Genomic DNA, 16,075 nt, shown 5'->3' on the forward strand with positions numbered 1-16,075 from the left:
ACGCCGGACGTGACGACAATCGGCACCGGGGCAGAACACAGGAGGCAAGCGGGGCCATGGCCGAGGACCAGTCCGCCACCCGACGTCCAGGTGGTCGCACTGCGCGGGTCCGATCCCAGATCCTGGCTGCGACAGCCGAACTCGTCGCACGCGACGGTATCGCTGGATTCCGTTACGAGGAGGTCGCCGGACGTGCCGGCGTCCACAAGGCCAGCGTCTACCGCAACTGGCCCGACCGCGAAGAATTGGTGGTCGAAGCCCTGCTTACCTACGCCCGTGACCTCGCGTCCGTCGCCGACACCGGCGACATCCAGTCGGATCTGGTCGACTTTCTGGTCGCCCTCGCCGACGGCTTGCAGACACCTTTCGGGCAGACACTCGAACGAGCCCTTCAAGCGGCCGATCAGCCCTCGGCCGTCCAGGCGCTGAGCAAGGTGCTGGACCAGCGGGTGGCCGCCATGCAGCAACGGGTGGATGCGGCCGTCGACCGAGGTGAGCTCCCGCCCGTCGACAGCGCCTTTCTCGGCGAAATGATCTCCGGGCCAGTACATCTGATCGTCAATCGCGGAGTCCGCGCCTTCACCCGTGCCGATGCGGAGCGTATCGTCACCGTGGTGCTCGCCGGGCTTCGGGCCACCGCATCAAAGGGCTGAGCGCGCTGGGTCAGCCGGACGATTCCCGGGCCGGCGCGACGGCCAGTGCCACGGCACCCACCGCAGCAGAAATGACGAAGGCGGCGGCGTCGGAGGTGGCGCCGGCGAAGAACCCGACCGCCGGGGCGCCGAGGGCCTGCCCGACAGCAATCGCAAGGAATGCCATCCCCACCCCGAATGCCGTGCTGTCGGGATAGACACGGACCGCCCACAGCAGTACCAGACCGGTGAGGGCGATGTAGGCCGACCCGAATGTCGCGGCCGCGGCCACCACAGCAATGCCATTGGTGGCGAACGCTGCGTACGCCAGAGTCGCACCGACCATCATGGTGAGGGCGATGCGCCAGGCGACAGTGAGGCCGACCCGCCGGGCGACATCACCGCTGAAGGCACCCGCGATCCCGGCAGCGCCGAGCACCGCCCACGCCAGGACGGACAACGTGGACCCCAGGCCGGCGGTCATCTCACGTCCGAATGTCCAGACGGCCACACTCCCGATACCGACCAGCACCGAAGCTGCGACCAAACCCAGCGCACCGGGTCGCCAACCGGGGCGCGGCGCTGCGCGCTCGGTGCTGTCTGCCGATGGCGGGATCGCCCGAAACACAAGCATCGTCACGGCGGCCGAGATCACAGCCATGACGGCCCAGGCCAAACGCCAGTGGCCGAACAACAACAACGCAATCGGCGCGGAGAGGATGACCCCCACTCCGGTGCCGGCATTGACCACGGTCTGAGTTCGATCCCTGCGGCTCGAGTCGACCCAGCGGTTCACCGCGGCCGCAAGCGGCGGTGACGCAAGGCCCGTGCTGCTCCCGGCGACCACCACACCGACGAAGAGCACAAAGGTGGAGGGCGCCGTCGCGACGACGGAAAGCCCGCACGTGGCAACGACTCCCGCTGTCACCGCGGTATACCTCGCCCCTTTCCGTCTGGTGAGGACGGTGCTCACCACAATGGCGATGCAGTACCCGATGTAACTGCCGGATCCGATCGCCCCGACCAGTGCCGGCGTCAATGCGAACTCGTCGATCAACGTCGGCGTGAACAACCCGTAGGCGAACCGGGCGAATCCGTAGCAGCACGCGATCAGCATCGTTCCCGCTGACACGAGTGTGTTGTACGAGTGCCGCATTTGCCTCCGATGGCATCGATGCCGCGGCGCGCGTCCAGGCCGCCGCCGCGGCGACAGCGAATGGACCTCGAGTATGGCTGCCGCCGACTACGCCGTGCGCGCGGCCCGACGCGGCGTCATGGCCGACCGAGAGTCCGCGCGCTGTTTCCTTCGACAGTTGCCAAGGCACGTGGGTACGCAATAGTTTTTGACCAATCGTTCTTGAATGACTATTCTCAAACCATGGGCCGCCCACGTCAGTTCGATGAGACGAGCGCCCTGAACGCCGCAGCGGCGGCGTTTCGCCAGCGCGGATACGCCGCTACGTCCATCGATCACCTTGTCGAGGCAACTGGTGTGCATCGAGGCAGCCTCTACGGGGCATTCGGGAGTAAACACGGCCTGTTCCTGCGCGTTCTGGAAGCCGTCGCGCCCCCGAGTACGGATCCGGCCGATCGGCTCGACGTCGTCCTGATCGCACTGCTCGAACTCGCCCCCGACGACCCGCGTGTTCGTGAACGGGTGGTGGCGCTCCTCGAGGAAGCCGGCGTCACCGAAGAACAACTGGGCCGCCGATTACTGGTCCGCGCAGGAATACGCAACGATAGGAGATCGGTATGAGCATCAACCGAGTAACCGTCACCGGAGAGCATCTCGTGATCGAGCCGGTGGGACTGAACAAGCTCTGGTCTTTCACGCGCCGCGTGCAGGTCCCGCTCCACAACGTGCGGGGAGCAACCCACGATCCGGGCATGAGGGATGAGCCCAAAGGGTGGCGCGGGCCCGGTCTAGGGCTTCCCGGCAAACTGTCGGGCACCTTCCATGCGGATGGAAAGAGGCAATTCTGGAACATCTCGGGCTACGACCGCGCAATCGTGATCACGCTGAACGCCGCAGAACGCTCGATCGCCTCGTGATCACCGTCGAGGATCCGCATGAGGTGGTCCGAGTGATCAACAACGCCGTCGGCGCAGGCTGATCAGACCCGAGAATCAGAAGGGTGGCCAGTGCCGAAGTGCGCCGTCGGCCACAGCCTGTAATTCCTTACGGCTCACGCCCCCTGCCGCCTGAACGGCGATGCCGTTTCCGACGGTCAGCAGATATCGGGCCAACAACCCGGGATCTGTGCCCTGTGCCAGGTCGCCGTTTTACCCGAACCGGATTGTCCGACGAGCGCCACGGTCTTGCCGGCGGCGACGGACAACGTCGCGTCGAGCACCACCGTGCTGATCTCGCGGGCGCGACGATGTCTGGAGCCGACGCCCAAGGCGTCGGTGCTCAACAAGACTTGTGCCCCATCAGGAGGCTTTACAGAAACCAATCAGCCGACCCTCCTGCGGACGAACTGACTGATCCGGGTGATCGCCAGCACCGAGAAGACGATTGCTGCCGCCGTACAGATCAACAGTCCGGGGGTTCTTCGCCACGGTGCCGATGCCCCACATCGCTGACGCGGTCACCGAAACTGTCCGCGCACTGGACACCTTGAGGGCCGACGGCGTGGTGTTGCTTGCCAACAACAACGGCGTGTATATCGGCCAAGATGGCCAAGACGATCTGTGGGCCGCTCTGGACGCGCGGGCGGCGGTGGTGTTCATCCACCCGGCCGACCTACCCGGACCGGAGGTCCCCGGCGTCTTGCCGTTCGCGGCCGACTTCCTGCTGGACACCACGCGTGCGGCGTACCTGCTGGTGCGCAACGGTATTCGACGTAAGTACCCGAACATCAGCTTCATCCTGAGTCACGCCGGCGGATTCGTGCCCTACGCCAGCCACCGCATGGCCGTGGCGATCCTGGGCGACACCGGACGCAACCCGGCCGACAGCCTCGACGATTTCGCCAGCTTCTATTTCGACACCGCTCTGTCCTCGAGCCCGGCGGCGCTGCCGACGCTGCTGGCCTTCGCCAAACCTGGCCACATCACCTTCGGCTCCGATTGGCCTTTCGCCCTTCTGGCTGCCTCGAAACTCTTCGCCGCCGGCCTCGAGGATTACCGAATGGACGAAACCACCAGAGCAGCAATCGAACACAACACCGCGCTGCGCCTCTTCCCACGGTTGGGGTCAGCGCCGGCATCACCGGAACGCGGTGTGGTGGATGCATTTCGTCATGCGGTGAGCCGCACGGCAATGCGCGGTCTCGCGAAATTGATTGCCTCGCAATGAGACACCCGACCGAACGGGGAGCCCCGCTACCTCGCGTCTGCGGGCGCCAGAGCTGCGGGCGGGTCGAATGTCATCGACACCGATGTTCCTGAAGGCCCGGTATCCAAGTGAAAGCGGGCGCTCATGACGCGCATCAGGTGCAGTCCACGTCCGCGGAACCGGCTTGGAGTTTTCGAGGCCTTCCAACGGCCTGAGTCATCGACATCGATGCGAATGGCGCCGGTGTCCATCTGCGCCGAAACCCGCACCAGACCCTCGCCACGGTTGCTGTAGCCGTGCTCCATGCTGTTGGCGCAGGCCTCTACAACAGCCAAGATGACGTCCGCGGCGAGTTCGGCGGACACACCGGCGCCGTCCAACCAGCGTGCCAGTACGCGGCGCACAGCGCCTAAACGGCGTGGCTCAGCACTGAACTCCAGATGTAACGGTACCGCCGGTCGGCGAGTGCTTGGAGTGGGCGCGATGTCGTGCTGCCCCGAAGCTGACGACGACTGGTCGAATGAGCCCGGGGCGGCATCGAGGCACTGTGCTGCATCCTCGAGGGAAACGAAACGCGCGGCCGTCCTCAACGGGAATTCGCAAGATTGAGTGTGGACACGGCACGCACAACAGGGAAGAGCACATGGTGTCTATAGCCAGTCTCACTTGGAGTATGCAGCCCGGCGGGTCACAGTTCCCCACCATCGCGAGCCCTGGAGCACGCCGTTACCCCACTGTTCGTCACCGACCGGGTCGTTGCGGGACAGCGAGGTGGCTCAGACCTTGATCGCCTCTAACGCCACTGCCAACGTCGGATGTAAGTCCAGCACCTCATCGAGGCCGATCAATGACATGGGCCGCCGGGTCACATGCCCGTCGGCGACGACCGCGAACCGCACCTCGGATGCCGTGGATTGCTGGAACGCGACGAGCACTCCCATCCCATGTGAGGCCAGGAACGTCACCTCGGTCAGATCGATCACCACCGCCAGGGGTCCCCTGGCCAACGCTGAGGTGATCTCGCGTTCCAGGTCCGGCGCCGACAGCATGTCAACTTCACCCATGCAGTGAATTACTACGGTCGTGTCGCGCCAGTGTTGATTGAATACGCCGTTGGGCGCAGTTGGAGCATTGGTAATGGACTGCGTCATGAAGCTTCCTCGCTATGTGAGGTCAGGTGACGCGCGGTGTCTGGCAGGCTGAAGCTGAACCGGGCAAGCAAAGCGCTTTATAGAGTCACTGTACTCGACAATCTCCGATCTGGAGTCATCAGCTGCGGTCACCTCGGGAGTGCAGTTCTCGCGGGTAGGCAGAACCGCGCTGGCGCCGAACGGCGGCACCGGCCTTACTCGAGCCCCGCTGATCCGCGCCGAAATCGTGTGGATCACGGGCCGTTCATCGAAGAAAGCACTCCCCTCACCTGGTTGACCGGCGCCACCGCTGACGTCGACGCGGCGCGAGCCCACAACAGGTCGCCGCACACCACGACGGAGGTGCGAAACCTCCTGCCATGGAGCGCAATTCCGTAAATGGTGGCACACCGCCTCGGCCTGAGATCAGCGGATCACGCGGTATCGCAGGTGAACAACGCCGGGCGCCTCCAGCACCCGAACGAGGTCGAGCTTCGGTACGCCGCGCTCGAGGCCGTCGAACAGGCGCTCACCCGAGCCCAAGATGTCGGAGTTGACCTGTAGGTCGATCTCGTCGACGATCCCTGCCACAAGTGCTTGCCGGGCACACGAAGCTCCACCTGCAATGGAGATGTCGCCGCCGTCTGCAATCGCCGTGGCCTGCCGGTAGGCGGATTCGATTCCGTCGGTGACGAAGAAGAAGGTGGTCCCGCCCTTCAGCTCGATCGGGGCGTGTTCGTAGTGGGTCAGCACAAACACCGGGCAGTGGTACGGCGGCTCATCGCCCCACCATCCTTGCCACCCCGAATCGCCCCACTCACCCCGAATGGGCCCGAACATGTTGCGGCCCATGATCGTTGCTTTCATACCGTCTAGCATTTCGGAGGCGACCTGCCGATTGACAGGGTGGTCCTTGGCGGGTCCGATATGCCATTCGTGCAGTGCTTCTCCGCCGACCCCCAGCGGGTTCTCGCTGCTCTGATGAGGTCCAGCGACGTATCCGTCCGCTGAGACGGACATCGAGAGATTCGTTTTGCTCATATCGCCTCCGTTTCGTCGGGTGCCGATCAGCCCGTCGTCACTCTTACAGACTCGGATGCACCCCCGGATTCATCGCGCACCCGGCGGGAGACCCCTCGGGGCGCCGTCGCGCTGGGTGCACCGTGTTCACAACGATTCGACAAGGCTCGCGTGTGGCGTTGCGATGAGTTCTGACCTCCGGTGCAGTCTGATCTGCATGGGCAAACTCATCTATGGCTTCAACGTGTCGGTGGACGGGTACATCGCCGATGCGCAAGGCAACATCGACTGGTCCGATCCGAGCGAAGAACTACACCAGTACTGGAACGATTTCGAGAGGGAAACCGCCCTGTCGTTCTACGGGCGTCGGCTCTACGAACTGATGTCCGCCTATTGGCCGACTGCTGACAAGGCCCCAGACGCCACCCCGCTGATCGTCGACTTTGCGCACATCTGGCGCGACATGCCCAAGGTCGTGTTCTCGCGCACCCTGGAGTCCGTCGACTGGAACTCCCGCCTGGAACGCGGCGACCCGGTTGAGGTGGTGAGGAAGCTGAAAGCCGAAACCGACGGCACGCTGGAGGTGGCCGGCGCGACGCTGGCCGCGCCGATCGTGCGGGCCGGGCTGGTGGATGAGTACCGGATCGTGGTCGCGCCCACCGCCCTGGGCGGCGGCACCCCGTTCTTCCCGACCCTGCCGTCATGGATCTCGCTGCGACTGCTGGAGAACCGCACCTTCCCGGGTGGCACGGTCCTGCTGCGCTACGCGGCTGAACACGACTGATCGGACGCACAGCCAGATGATGTGCCGATGACTATGACGACTCCGACCTGTGAGTTTTGGGGTTCGTTCAGCGTTCACACGCCGGACCGTAGGGTGACGTGAGGGCTGCGGCCGTGGGTACGGCGGTAGAGGCCGGCGAAGCGGCCGGTGTGCGCGAAACCCCATTTTGCGGCGATCACCGCGACGGTCGTGCGGGTGGGGTCGGAGGCCAGCAGCTCGTGATGGGCGTGGTTCAGGCGTACGCGGCGCAGATACTCCATCGGCGTGCAGTCCAAGTGCCTACGGAACATGTATTGCACAGAACGGGGGCTCATGTACACGGCACCGGCGATGTCGTCGATGGTGATATCCCGGTGCGCGTTCTCGTCGATGAACGCGGTGGCGCGGCGCAGCAGAGTGGGTGTGCTGTCGCGGCGCTTCTCAATGTTGGGCTCCGCCAACAGGGTGTTGGGGAAGGCGCCCAACGCCGAGGCCGCCAACAATGTGGCGGCGTTCGAGGACACGAGGTCTGACGCGCGCGCGATGTCATTGCTCGCCACCTCGACTCTCAGATATTCGATGACATCGTTGAGTTGTTTGCCGGCGCGCCCGGAAATGGGCCGCTGTCCGGTCAACTCGACGGCTGTCTCCCGGTTGCCCGGGCGGTCACTCACGCGGTCGAAGAGGGCAGGATCGAACATGGTGATGTCGTAGCGGGCATTCACCCGGCCGGAATACGCCACTTCTGGCGGCGTAAGCACGGCGATGTCGCCGGGGCCGAGGACATCGAGGCCCGCGCCGCTCGGTGTTATCGAGCCCGAATGCACGCGCACCAGGCAGACGCGCTGCAGCGGGTCGGCGCTGTAGGACATCTCGAAGCCCAGGGCGATGTTGTCGAAGGTCACTGATCCCAGCGACCGCCCAGACAGACGTGCGCGAGAAACCCGTCGATCACTGCGTATCCGCATTCGCGTGTACGAGCACGCCAGAAATTCTTCGGTCTCGGCCAGGTCGGTGCTGTCGAACTCGAAGTCCTGCATCGCTTGTCCCCTTACACCTCAGAGCCAGGGGTACCCTCCAGAGCTCGAGTCAGCACACCGGCCCTGTAGGAGGTAAGGCCGGCGCCCATCAGGCGGCGGCCAAGGGTCCGGCGCCTCCGAGGTGGTAGTCCATACCGCTACCATTGATCGCCGGCGATGATCCGCGCGGCCACATCGCTGATGGTCCGATCGGGGTCTTTCGGGCACATCGCGCGTAGGATTGCGAAGGCGGTGTCCGCGTCGACGCGGTGGCGTTCCATCAGGATTCCGGTGGCCTGGCCGATGGCCTCGCGGCTTGCCAGAGCGTCCCGAAGTCGGCGTTCACGCTGGGATGCACTGACCGCCAGACTGACGCACGCAGCGAAGATGAGGCTGTCTTCGAGAGAGTCATCGTCGAATGCATACGCCGAGTTGGCGTAGAAGTTCAGCACACCGATGGTGGTCGTGTCCTCGAACAGTTGCAACGTCAACACCGTACGCACCGGCGTGCGCGCCAGCACAGCCGCTCGGTACTCCGGCCATCGCATATCCAGCTCGAGATCATCGATCACCACGGGATGGTCTGACGTAGCCAAGAGCCAGGGCCCCTGTCGACTGTTGCGTGCGATGTCGTCGATGGTCCGCACTGACGCATCGGTGACACACAGGGAGATCATCTCGGATCCGCGAAAGACGACGACGCCCGCTGACGTGGCCCCAGGCACTGATTCCGGTGCGCAGGACAGAATGTCAGAGATCCCGCCCCAATCGGTGATCCCACGGTCCTGTACTTCGCCGATTTCGCGTAACGCAGCGTGGAGGGACCTACGCTCAGACCCCCACTCTCGTGGGCCGTCCGCGAGCGGAGAAGATTCTTCGCCGTACATGGGGCCTCGCAACTGCATCTCCTTCACCCGCTGGGCGGAGCATGCCAAGTTGACAGGAAGTCCGCAACAAAACCCGAGCATGTTTGCGCTGAATGGACGACCTGGTGCGGAACCTGGCGCCTACCGCAGGACAGCCCACTGTGCGACTACCGGTTTGCCAGCAGTGAGGGCTACTGGTTCAAGGTGCGGTGCGGTGTCGTGCCGTACGCCTGCCGGTAGTAGCGGGCGAAACGGCTCTGGTGTGCGAACCCCCACCGGGCAGCGATTTCGGCGACAGAATCCAGCGCGGGGTTGGCGCGTTGAAGGTCGCGGTGGGCAAGGTCCAATCTGACTCGCCGTAGGTACTGCATGGGGGTGCAGTCCAGGTGCCGCCGAAACAGGTACTGAACACCGCGAGGGGTCATGTGCACGTAGCCGGCAATATCAGCCAGAGAAAGCGGCAGATGGGCATTGTCGTCGATGAAGGACACGGCGCGTTGCAGGGCGGCGGTAGAGGCATCGTGACGATCGGAATGGGTGGGTTGGCTTTGCGCGGTGTTCGGGAAGGCGGACAGGACCAAGCTGGCCAACATTTGAGCTCCGGTATCGGCGATCAAGGCAGAACCGCCGACTGCCGTGTCGGTCAGTGCGTACCTGTGCAGATAATCGACGAAGGCGCTCAGCCGGGCACCGCCCTCCTTACGTGGACGGTGGTCCAACAGGCTCACCGAGCGTGTCGCGGGCCCGTCCGCGGGCGCGGCGATGCGGTTGAGCTGTGCGATGTCGAACATCACGACGTCGTAGTGGGTGCGGTGCAGTTGACCGGCGTACGACTGATCCGGGGGCGCCAGCAACGCGATGTCGCCGGGCATGAAGACGTCCTCCACCCCGCCGAAACGGTTCACGAGATTGCCGGAGCGAATCCGACACACGCAGATCTGGCCCAACGGCTCAACGTCGAAATCCATGGTGAAGTCGAAATCGAGTACGTCGAGGTTCGTTGTCCCCAACCAGCGACGTGTGATCCGGGTGCGCGGGTTCGGCTCCCGCCCGCCGATTCGGAGTCGCGTGTAAGCATCGACAAGAAACTCCTCAGTTTCGCCCAGATCAGTACTGTCGAAAGTGAAGTCATCCACGCTGAGCACCTCCCAGGCCGCCCCGCCCGCCTTAAAGCTTTCTCCTTCTTGCGAACTCGGCCAACCGCCGGCGAACAAGTCCCAGTAGTTCGACAGCTTAACCGCCGGCTGGCAGAGAAGTTGAATTGAATGTGTTGCGCGGCAGTCACGCCGGTGTGAAACGTTCCACTCGGGAGTCCGAGAGGCGCCGCCCTAGAACACGAGCGCGCGAGGAACGGGAGTGGCGCCGAGCGCTTCCAGATATCGCCAGCACTGACGAACGGGACTCGTGTCACGGGCGCTTGCGGCAATTTCGCGGTTGCGATCACCCAGCGCTGGCCGTTCTCGGTCGGTCGTAGCTGGAAAGGCTCGCGGCGTCCTGATCAGCGCCGTAGGGCATTCAGATTCTCGGCGGTGTCGTGGGCACTGTGGTGCGCAGTTCGGCAGCGGAGGGCAGGTCCACTCGTGTGGCGCGCAACACTGAGCACTTGCGCCTCGAGGCGCACCCCTGTTGACGTGCGCGGTAGTAACGCGGGTAACACACTGCGTCACAAGGCATTTACGTGTACTGGCAGAAACGGACGGCGTATTCGGCTCGGAGCTGGCAAAAAACCACGGTCAGCCGGCCCATCGTGAACAAGATCACTACCATGTGACCCGATCCCGAACCGGCAAGATGAGGCGCTGAGCTGGGCATTTCCCTGCTCAGTCGGCGGTTCGCGGCCTGTCGGCACCGGCCCGACCAACCGCGCGCGGCCTACGCCGATCGAGATCCCCGAGGATGTCGGACCCACGGTCTACCATTCCTGCGGCACACCCGGCATTCAGTGAAAGGACGAGCAGTGAGTTACACCGCCGCCGACATCACCGAGCTCGACGATGTCCAGCACACACGCCTGCGGCCGGCGGTGAACCTCGGTCTGGACGTTCTGAACACCGCGCTGCGCGAGCTGGTGGACAACGCCATCGAAGAGGTCGCCGATCCCAACCACGGCGGAGCATGCGTCACCATCACCTTGCACGCCGATGGATCGGTCAGCGTCGCCGACGACGGCCGCGGCCTGCCCGTGGACTCCGACCCGGTGAACGGGAAGAACGGCATCGTCAAGACCCTGGGGACCGCGCGCGCGGGTGGCAAGTTCTCCGCACACGTCGACGCAACCAGCACCGGCGCCGGCCTGAACGGAATCGGCGCCGCGGCGGCGGTGTTCATCTCCGCCCGCACCGATGTGACCGTACGCCGCGCCGGGAAGACCTACCTGCAGAGTTTCGGCGGCGGCTACCCCGGGGTGTTCGAGGGTAAGGACTTCGACCCGAACGCGCCGTTCACCCGGGCCGACACGCAGAAGCTGCGTGGCTCCGCAAACCGCAAACCGGACGCGCACGGCACCACGGTGCGCATCCTGTTCGACCCGACCGTCGTTCCGGATTCCAGCGTGGACATCAACGAGGTGCTGCTGCGGGCACACGCCGCTGCGCGAATGTCGCCCGGGGTACACCTGGTCGTTGTCGACGAAGGATGGCCGGGTGAGGACGTCCGGCCCGAGTTGGTCGAGCCGTTCAGTGGTCCGTGGGGCACCGACACCCTGTTGGACCTGATGTGCACCGCCGCCGGTACTCCGGTACCCGGCGTGCGAGCCGTGGTGGAGGGCCGCGGCGAGTACACCACCGGCCGCGGCCCCACTCCGTTCCGTTGGTCGTTGACCGCCGGACCCGCCGAACCGGCCACCGTCGCGGCGTTCTGCAACACCGTGCGCACCCCCGGCGGCGGGTCCCACCTGACCGCCGCGGTCAAAGGGCTGTCCGAAGCACTGGCAGATCGCGCGTCGCGCATCCGCGACCTGGGCCTGGCCAAAGGCGAGGACGGCCCGGAGGCCCAGGACTTCGCCGCGGTGACCGCGCTGGCGGTGGACACCCGCGCACCCGATGTTGCATGGGACTCGCAGGCCAAGACCGCGGTGTCGTCGCGATCACTGAACGTGGCGATGGCTCCGGATGTGGCACGCAGCGTCACCATCTGGGCGGCGAACCCCGGCAACGGCGACACGGTGTCGCTGTGGACCAAGCTGGCGCTGGAAGCCGCCCGGGCGCGGCGCAGCGCCGAAGGCGCCAAGGCCCGGTCGCGGGCGGCGTCGAAAGCCAAGGGTCTGGGGACCAACCTGTCGCTGCCGCCGAAACTGTTGCCCAGCCGGGAGACCGGACGCGGCTCGGGAGCCGAATTGTTCCTGTGTGAGGGCGATTCGGCGTTGGGCACCATCAAGGCCGCGCGCGACGCCACGTTCCAGGCGGCCTTCCCGCTGAAAGGCAAGCCGCCCAACGTCTACGGCTTCACCCTGAACAAGGCGCGGGTCAAAGACGAGTTCGATTCGATCGAGCGCATTCTGGGCTGCGGGGTTCGTGATAGCTGCGACCCCGAATTGTGCCGTTACGACCGGATCTTGTTCGCCTCCGACGCCGATCCCGATGGCGGCAACATCAACTCGAGCCTGATCTCGATGTTCCTGGACTTCTACCGGCCATTGGTCGAGGCCGGGATGGTGTACGTGACGTTACCGCCGCTGTTCGTGGTCAAGGACGGCCAGTCGCGGATCTACTGCCAGGACGAGTCCGAACGCGACGCCGCCGTGGCACAGATGAAGGCCACCTCCAAACGCAAGGTCGAGGTTCAACGCAACAAGGGTCTCGGCGAGATGGATGCCGACGACTTCTGGAACACCGTGCTGGATCCTCAGCGGCGCACCGTGATTCGGGTGAACCTCGATGACGGTGATTCGAAGCTGCACCACACGTTGTTCGGCGGGCCGCCGGAGGGCCGGCGCACGTGGATGGCCGATGTCGCCTCCCGCGTCGACACTGCATCTCTCGACCTCGACTAGGAAGAACTATTGTGACCGCCACGCTGGATATTCCTGAGCAGAATCCGGATCTGGTGCTCGACCAGAGCGCCGACGACTACTGGAACCGCTACCAGCTGACCTTTGCGCTCTACAGTGTCAGCGACCGCGCCATCCCGTCGGCGTTCGATGGGCTCAAGCCGGGTCAGCGCCGCCTGCTGTACCAGATGTACGACTCCAGATTGCTGCCGGGAAACAAGCCGCAGAAGTCCTCGAAGGTCTGCTCGGCCGTGACGGGCAACCTGCACCCACACGGCGGCGCTTCCATGTACGGGGCCGCGGCGCTGATGGCCGCGGAGTTCCAGCGCGTGAAAGTGATTGACGGACAAGGTGCTTTTCCCCGTATCCAGGGTGACATTCCCGCCGCCGACCGCTACACCGAGATGCGATTGTCGGCACCCGGTGCGGCCCTGACCGCCGAACTGGCCGACCACGCCGTGCCGATGGTCTCGACGTTCGACGGTGAGTGGATAGAGCCGACGGTGCTGCCGGCCCAGTGGCCGGTGCTGCTCTGTAACGGTGCCGTCGGCATCGCCGAAGGCTGGGCCACCAAGGTACCGGCACACAATCCGCGTGAAGTCATGGCCGCCTGCCGGGCGCTGCTGAAAACCCCGAACATGACCGACGACAGGCTGGTGAAGCTCATTCCCGGCCCCGACTGGGGCTGCGGCGCCACCGTGGTCGGCACCGCCGGGCTGCGGGAATACATCACCACCGGCCGGGGCGCATTCACGGTGCGCGGCACGGTCTCCGTCGACGGAAAGAACTGCATCATCACCGAGTTGCCGCCCGGTGTCGCGAGCAACACTGTGCAAGACAGGATTCGGGCCCTGGTCGAGTCCGGCGAGATGTCCGGGGTGGCGGACATGTCGGACCTGACCGACCGCCGCAACGGGTTGCGCATCGTCGTCACCGCCAAACGCGGGCACAGCGCCGAGCAGATTCGCGAGCAACTGCTGGCCCTGACGCCGCTGGAGTCGACGTTCGCCGCCAGCCTGGTCGCACTCGACGAGAACCGGGTGCCCCGCTGGTGGTCGGTACGCGAACTGATCGCCGCATTCCTGTCGCTGCGCGATTCGGTGGTGCTGCACCGCAGTCAGTACCGGCTGGAGAAGGTGACCGCGCGCCGCCATCTGGTGGCCGGCCTGATGACCATCCACCTCGACATCGATACCGCCGTCGCGATCATCCGCAACTCCGAGACCGTTGACGAGGCACGCCAGGGCTTGCAGGATCACTTCGCCATCGATGCCGAACAGGCCGATTATGTTCTCGGACTCCAGCTTCGACGCCTCACGAAGCTCGACGTTATCGAACTGCAGGCCGAAGCAGAGAAGCTGGACGCCGAGTTCGCCGAGCTCACCGAGCTGGTGGGCAACCCCGACGCGCGCCGGGTGGTAATCGACAAAGAGCTGGTGGAGACCACGAAACTGTTCAAAGGCCCCGAGTTCGACCGTCGCACCGTGCTGGACTTCGACGCCACCCCCGTGACGTCCGGCGCTGACGACGACGGACCTCGTGAGCGGAAGGTCAACGCCGCCTGGCGCTTGGATGACCGCGGCGTGTTCTCCGACAGCCACGGCGACCTGCTCACGTCAGGTCTGGGCTGGGCGGTGTGGACCGATGGTCGGATCAAGTTCACCACCGGCAACGGGCTGCCGTACAAGATCCGCGACATCCCGGTGGCGCCGGATATCACCGGGCTGGTGCGCTCGGGTGTGCTGACGCCCGGCTCACACCTGGCGCTGGTGACCCGGCGCGGGAAGGTGCTCCGCATCGACCCCGCGGCGGTGAACCCGCAGGGCGCAGCCGGCAACGGTGTGGCCGGAGTGAAGCTGGCAGGCGACGGCGACGAGGTCATTGCCGCACTGCCGCTCACATGTGAGAACGGCGAGGCCATCCTGTCGATATCCGAAAAGGGCTGGAAGGTCACCGAAGTCGCCGATATCCCGGTGAAAGGCCGCGGTGGCGCCGGGGTCGGGTTCCACCCGTTCGTCAACGGCGAGGACGCACTGGTGGCGGCAACGGTGTCGGCCACCGGCTTTGTGCGGGGCAAGAAAGCGGTGCGGGCCGAGAATCGCGCGAAGGCGTCGATCAAGGGTTCCGGCGTCGATGTGACACCCGCTCCGTAGAGCGTCCGCCTTCCGTTCAGGTGAAGAGACTCAGCCCGCCGACTCGTCGGCAGGGATACCGTGTGCATCGGTGCAGCGACGGAGGGACGGGAGCACGATGAGCCGAGTGGGGCAAGCGCCGGACGCCGTCGCACAGACCGTCCTCGATGATCTGCGGCACAGATTGTTGTCTTACCGACGTGTGGAATTGCCCGCGGGATTCGGGTGGGAACGCGGAGTGGATGGCGACTACCTCGTGAGTCTGATCGAATACTGGGCCGCCTCGTACGACTGGCGACGACATGAGGATCGGGTCCGGGCTCTGCCCTGGGTACTCACAGCAGACGGAAGCCAGACCCCGATCCGGGCGATCCATCAACGAGCACACCACGACGACAGCGCCGCGGTCCTGCTCCTGCACGGCTGGCCCGACTCGATCCTGCGGTTTCAGAAAGTGCTGCCTCTCCTCGCGGACCTGCATCTCGTCGTACCGGCGCTGCCGGGATTCCCGTTCGCTGCGCCCACCGCTCGTCGCGGACTGTCTGCCGCTGACGCCGCAGATGCAGTCGCAAAAGCCATGGCGGAACTGGGATATGACCGCTACGTCGTGTCGGCAGGGGACGTGGGTTGCGATGTCGCCGAAGTGATCGCAGACCGCTACGGCCGCCATGTCGCCGCCCTCCACCTCACCGACGTCTCGCAATACCGATACCTGGTGGACCCGCCGACGGACACCACCGACTCCGAGCGCGCCTACATGGAACACGGTCACCGCTGGCAGGACGCTGAAGGGGGCTACATGCACCTGCAGCGAACCAAACCACACACCGTGGCCGTCGCACTCGGCGACTCCCCGGCCGGACTCGCCGCCTGGATTCTCGAAAAGCTTCGTTCCTGGACCGATTGCAACGGTGACGTGGAAACCGTGTTCACCCGTGACGAGTTGCTCACCTGGATCACTGCGTACTGGGTCAGCGGAGCGATCGGAACGTCCTTCACGCCCTACGTCGAAGGCGGAGCACATCCCGGGCAGCGCCTCGAGATCCCCACCGCTTTCACCATCTTCCCGAAAGACCTCGTCAACGCGCCGCAGGTATTCGCGGAACGCTTCTTCACCGTACGTTCGTGGGTCGAAGCACCCCGGGGCGGACACTTTGCGGCATGGGAGTGCCCTGCCGACTACGCCGCCGGCGTTCGAACCGCAGTGGAACTGTCCGCGTGATCGATGTGCTCTCAAATGTGGGC

At 65.1% G+C, this 16,075-nt stretch carries 15 protein-coding genes and 1 pseudogene; 8 read left to right on the plus strand and 8 right to left on the minus strand.

Features of this window, described 5'->3' with window-relative positions:
• Window positions 1–56: 56 nt before the first annotated feature.
• Entirely contained in the window at window positions 57–653 is a 597-nt protein-coding gene (locus tag AC3A6P_RS27150; protein WP_487695235.1) for a TetR/AcrR family transcriptional regulator, read from the plus strand.
• A 10-nt stretch (window positions 654–663) separates the two neighbouring features.
• Here the strand turns inward: AC3A6P_RS27150 and AC3A6P_RS27155 are convergent, their stop codons facing one another.
• Window positions 664–1,764: an MFS transporter gene (locus AC3A6P_RS27155; protein WP_487695236.1), complete on the minus strand. Its 1,101-nt coding sequence runs from the start codon at window positions 1,762–1,764 to the stop codon at window positions 664–666.
• A 246-nt stretch (window positions 1,765–2,010) separates the two neighbouring features.
• Between AC3A6P_RS27155 and AC3A6P_RS27160 the strand changes: the two genes are divergently transcribed.
• The gene (locus AC3A6P_RS27160) at window positions 2,011–2,388 is read left to right on the plus strand and encodes a TetR/AcrR family transcriptional regulator (RefSeq protein ID WP_487695237.1); all 378 of its coding nucleotides are present in this window, start codon (window positions 2,011–2,013) and stop codon (window positions 2,386–2,388) included.
• Entirely contained in the window at window positions 2,385–2,684 is a 300-nt protein-coding gene (locus tag AC3A6P_RS27165) for a hypothetical protein (protein ID WP_487695238.1), read from the plus strand. Before AC3A6P_RS27160 ends, AC3A6P_RS27165 begins: the two co-directional genes overlap by 4 nt.
• Before the next feature lie 176 nt (window positions 2,685–2,860).
• On the opposite strand, the gene AC3A6P_RS27170 is transcribed toward AC3A6P_RS27165, so the two are convergent.
• The gene (locus tag AC3A6P_RS27170) at window positions 2,861–3,049 is read right to left on the minus strand and encodes a hypothetical protein (RefSeq protein WP_487695239.1); all 189 of its coding nucleotides are present in this window, start codon (window positions 3,047–3,049) and stop codon (window positions 2,861–2,863) included.
• A 131-nt stretch (window positions 3,050–3,180) separates the two neighbouring features.
• Between AC3A6P_RS27170 and AC3A6P_RS27175 the strand changes: the two are divergent.
• A pseudogene (locus AC3A6P_RS27175) lies at window positions 3,181–3,933 on the plus strand (amidohydrolase family protein); the annotation flags it as partial.
• A gap of 26 nt (window positions 3,934–3,959) precedes the next feature.
• Here AC3A6P_RS27175 and AC3A6P_RS27180 read toward each other — a convergent pair.
• The 3 genes from AC3A6P_RS27180 to AC3A6P_RS27190 all read right to left on the minus strand — a co-directional run bounded on the left by AC3A6P_RS27180 (window position 3,960) and on the right by AC3A6P_RS27190 (window position 6,083).
• On the minus strand, window positions 3,960–4,502 hold the full coding sequence (locus AC3A6P_RS27180) for an ATP-binding protein (RefSeq protein ID WP_487695240.1): 543 nt from the start codon (window positions 4,500–4,502) through the stop codon (window positions 3,960–3,962).
• Between the two features lie 186 nt (window positions 4,503–4,688).
• Complete coding sequence (locus tag AC3A6P_RS27185) at window positions 4,689–5,063, minus strand: STAS domain-containing protein (protein WP_487695242.1); 375 nt, start codon at window positions 5,061–5,063, stop codon at window positions 4,689–4,691.
• 405 nt (window positions 5,064–5,468) lie between these two features.
• Window positions 5,469–6,083 carry a dihydrofolate reductase family protein gene (locus AC3A6P_RS27190; RefSeq protein WP_487695243.1) on the minus strand — a complete coding sequence of 205 codons (615 nt, stop codon included), beginning with the start codon at window positions 6,081–6,083 and terminating at the stop codon, window positions 5,469–5,471.
• A 196-nt stretch (window positions 6,084–6,279) separates the two neighbouring features.
• Between AC3A6P_RS27190 and AC3A6P_RS27195 the strand changes: the two genes are divergently transcribed.
• Window positions 6,280–6,846: a dihydrofolate reductase family protein gene (locus AC3A6P_RS27195; RefSeq protein ID WP_487695244.1), complete on the plus strand. Its 567-nt coding sequence runs from the start codon at window positions 6,280–6,282 to the stop codon at window positions 6,844–6,846.
• Between the two features lie 74 nt (window positions 6,847–6,920).
• On the opposite strand, the gene AC3A6P_RS27200 is transcribed toward AC3A6P_RS27195, so the two are convergent.
• From AC3A6P_RS27200 to AC3A6P_RS27210, 3 genes are all read right to left on the minus strand, one after another.
• Window positions 6,921–7,730, minus strand: coding sequence for a helix-turn-helix transcriptional regulator (locus AC3A6P_RS27200; protein WP_487695245.1), 810 nt, complete (start codon window positions 7,728–7,730; stop codon window positions 6,921–6,923).
• 272 nt (window positions 7,731–8,002) lie between these two features.
• Window positions 8,003–8,416, minus strand: a complete 414-nt coding sequence (locus AC3A6P_RS27205; RefSeq protein WP_487695247.1) for an ANTAR domain-containing protein — start codon at window positions 8,414–8,416, stop codon at window positions 8,003–8,005.
• Window positions 8,417–8,901: 485 nt separating this feature from the next.
• Window positions 8,902–9,924 (minus strand): helix-turn-helix transcriptional regulator, encoded by a 1,023-nt coding sequence (locus AC3A6P_RS27210; RefSeq protein ID WP_487695248.1) that lies wholly within the window; start codon window positions 9,922–9,924, stop codon window positions 8,902–8,904.
• A 743-nt stretch (window positions 9,925–10,667) separates the two neighbouring features.
• Between AC3A6P_RS27210 and AC3A6P_RS27215 the strand changes: the two genes are divergently transcribed.
• The 3 genes from AC3A6P_RS27215 to AC3A6P_RS27225 all read left to right on the plus strand — a co-directional run bounded on the left by AC3A6P_RS27215 (window position 10,668) and on the right by AC3A6P_RS27225 (window position 16,052).
• Window positions 10,668–12,701, plus strand: coding sequence for a toprim domain-containing protein (locus tag AC3A6P_RS27215; RefSeq protein WP_487695249.1), 2,034 nt, complete (start codon window positions 10,668–10,670; stop codon window positions 12,699–12,701).
• An 11-nt stretch (window positions 12,702–12,712) separates the two neighbouring features.
• Window positions 12,713–14,851, plus strand: coding sequence for a DNA gyrase subunit A (locus AC3A6P_RS27220; protein ID WP_487695251.1), 2,139 nt, complete (start codon window positions 12,713–12,715; stop codon window positions 14,849–14,851).
• A gap of 97 nt (window positions 14,852–14,948) precedes the next feature.
• A complete protein-coding gene (locus AC3A6P_RS27225) occupies window positions 14,949–16,052 on the plus strand; it encodes an epoxide hydrolase family protein (protein WP_487695253.1) in 1,104 nt (367 codons plus the stop codon).
• Window positions 16,053–16,075 lie beyond the last annotated feature (23 nt).

Source organism: Mycobacterium sp. Soil_C_30, assembly GCF_057656995.1.

Coding starts and splice junctions, on each gene's coding strand:
- AC3A6P_RS27150 (WP_487695235.1), top strand. CDS start 57: ATGGCCGAGGACCAGTCCGCCACCCGACGTCCAGGTGGTCGCACTGCG.
- AC3A6P_RS27160 (WP_487695237.1), top strand. CDS start 2,011: ATGGGCCGCCCACGTCAGTTCGATGAGACGAGCGCCCTGAACGCCGCA.
- AC3A6P_RS27165 (WP_487695238.1), top strand. CDS start 2,385: ATGAGCATCAACCGAGTAACCGTCACCGGAGAGCATCTCGTGATCGAG.
- AC3A6P_RS27185 (WP_487695242.1), bottom strand. CDS start 5,063: ATGACGCAGTCCATTACCAATGCTCCAACTGCGCCCAACGGCGTATTC.
- AC3A6P_RS27190 (WP_487695243.1), bottom strand. CDS start 6,083: ATGAGCAAAACGAATCTCTCGATGTCCGTCTCAGCGGACGGATACGTC.
- AC3A6P_RS27195 (WP_487695244.1), top strand. CDS start 6,280: ATGGGCAAACTCATCTATGGCTTCAACGTGTCGGTGGACGGGTACATC.
- AC3A6P_RS27225 (WP_487695253.1), top strand. CDS start 14,949: ATGAGCCGAGTGGGGCAAGCGCCGGACGCCGTCGCACAGACCGTCCTC.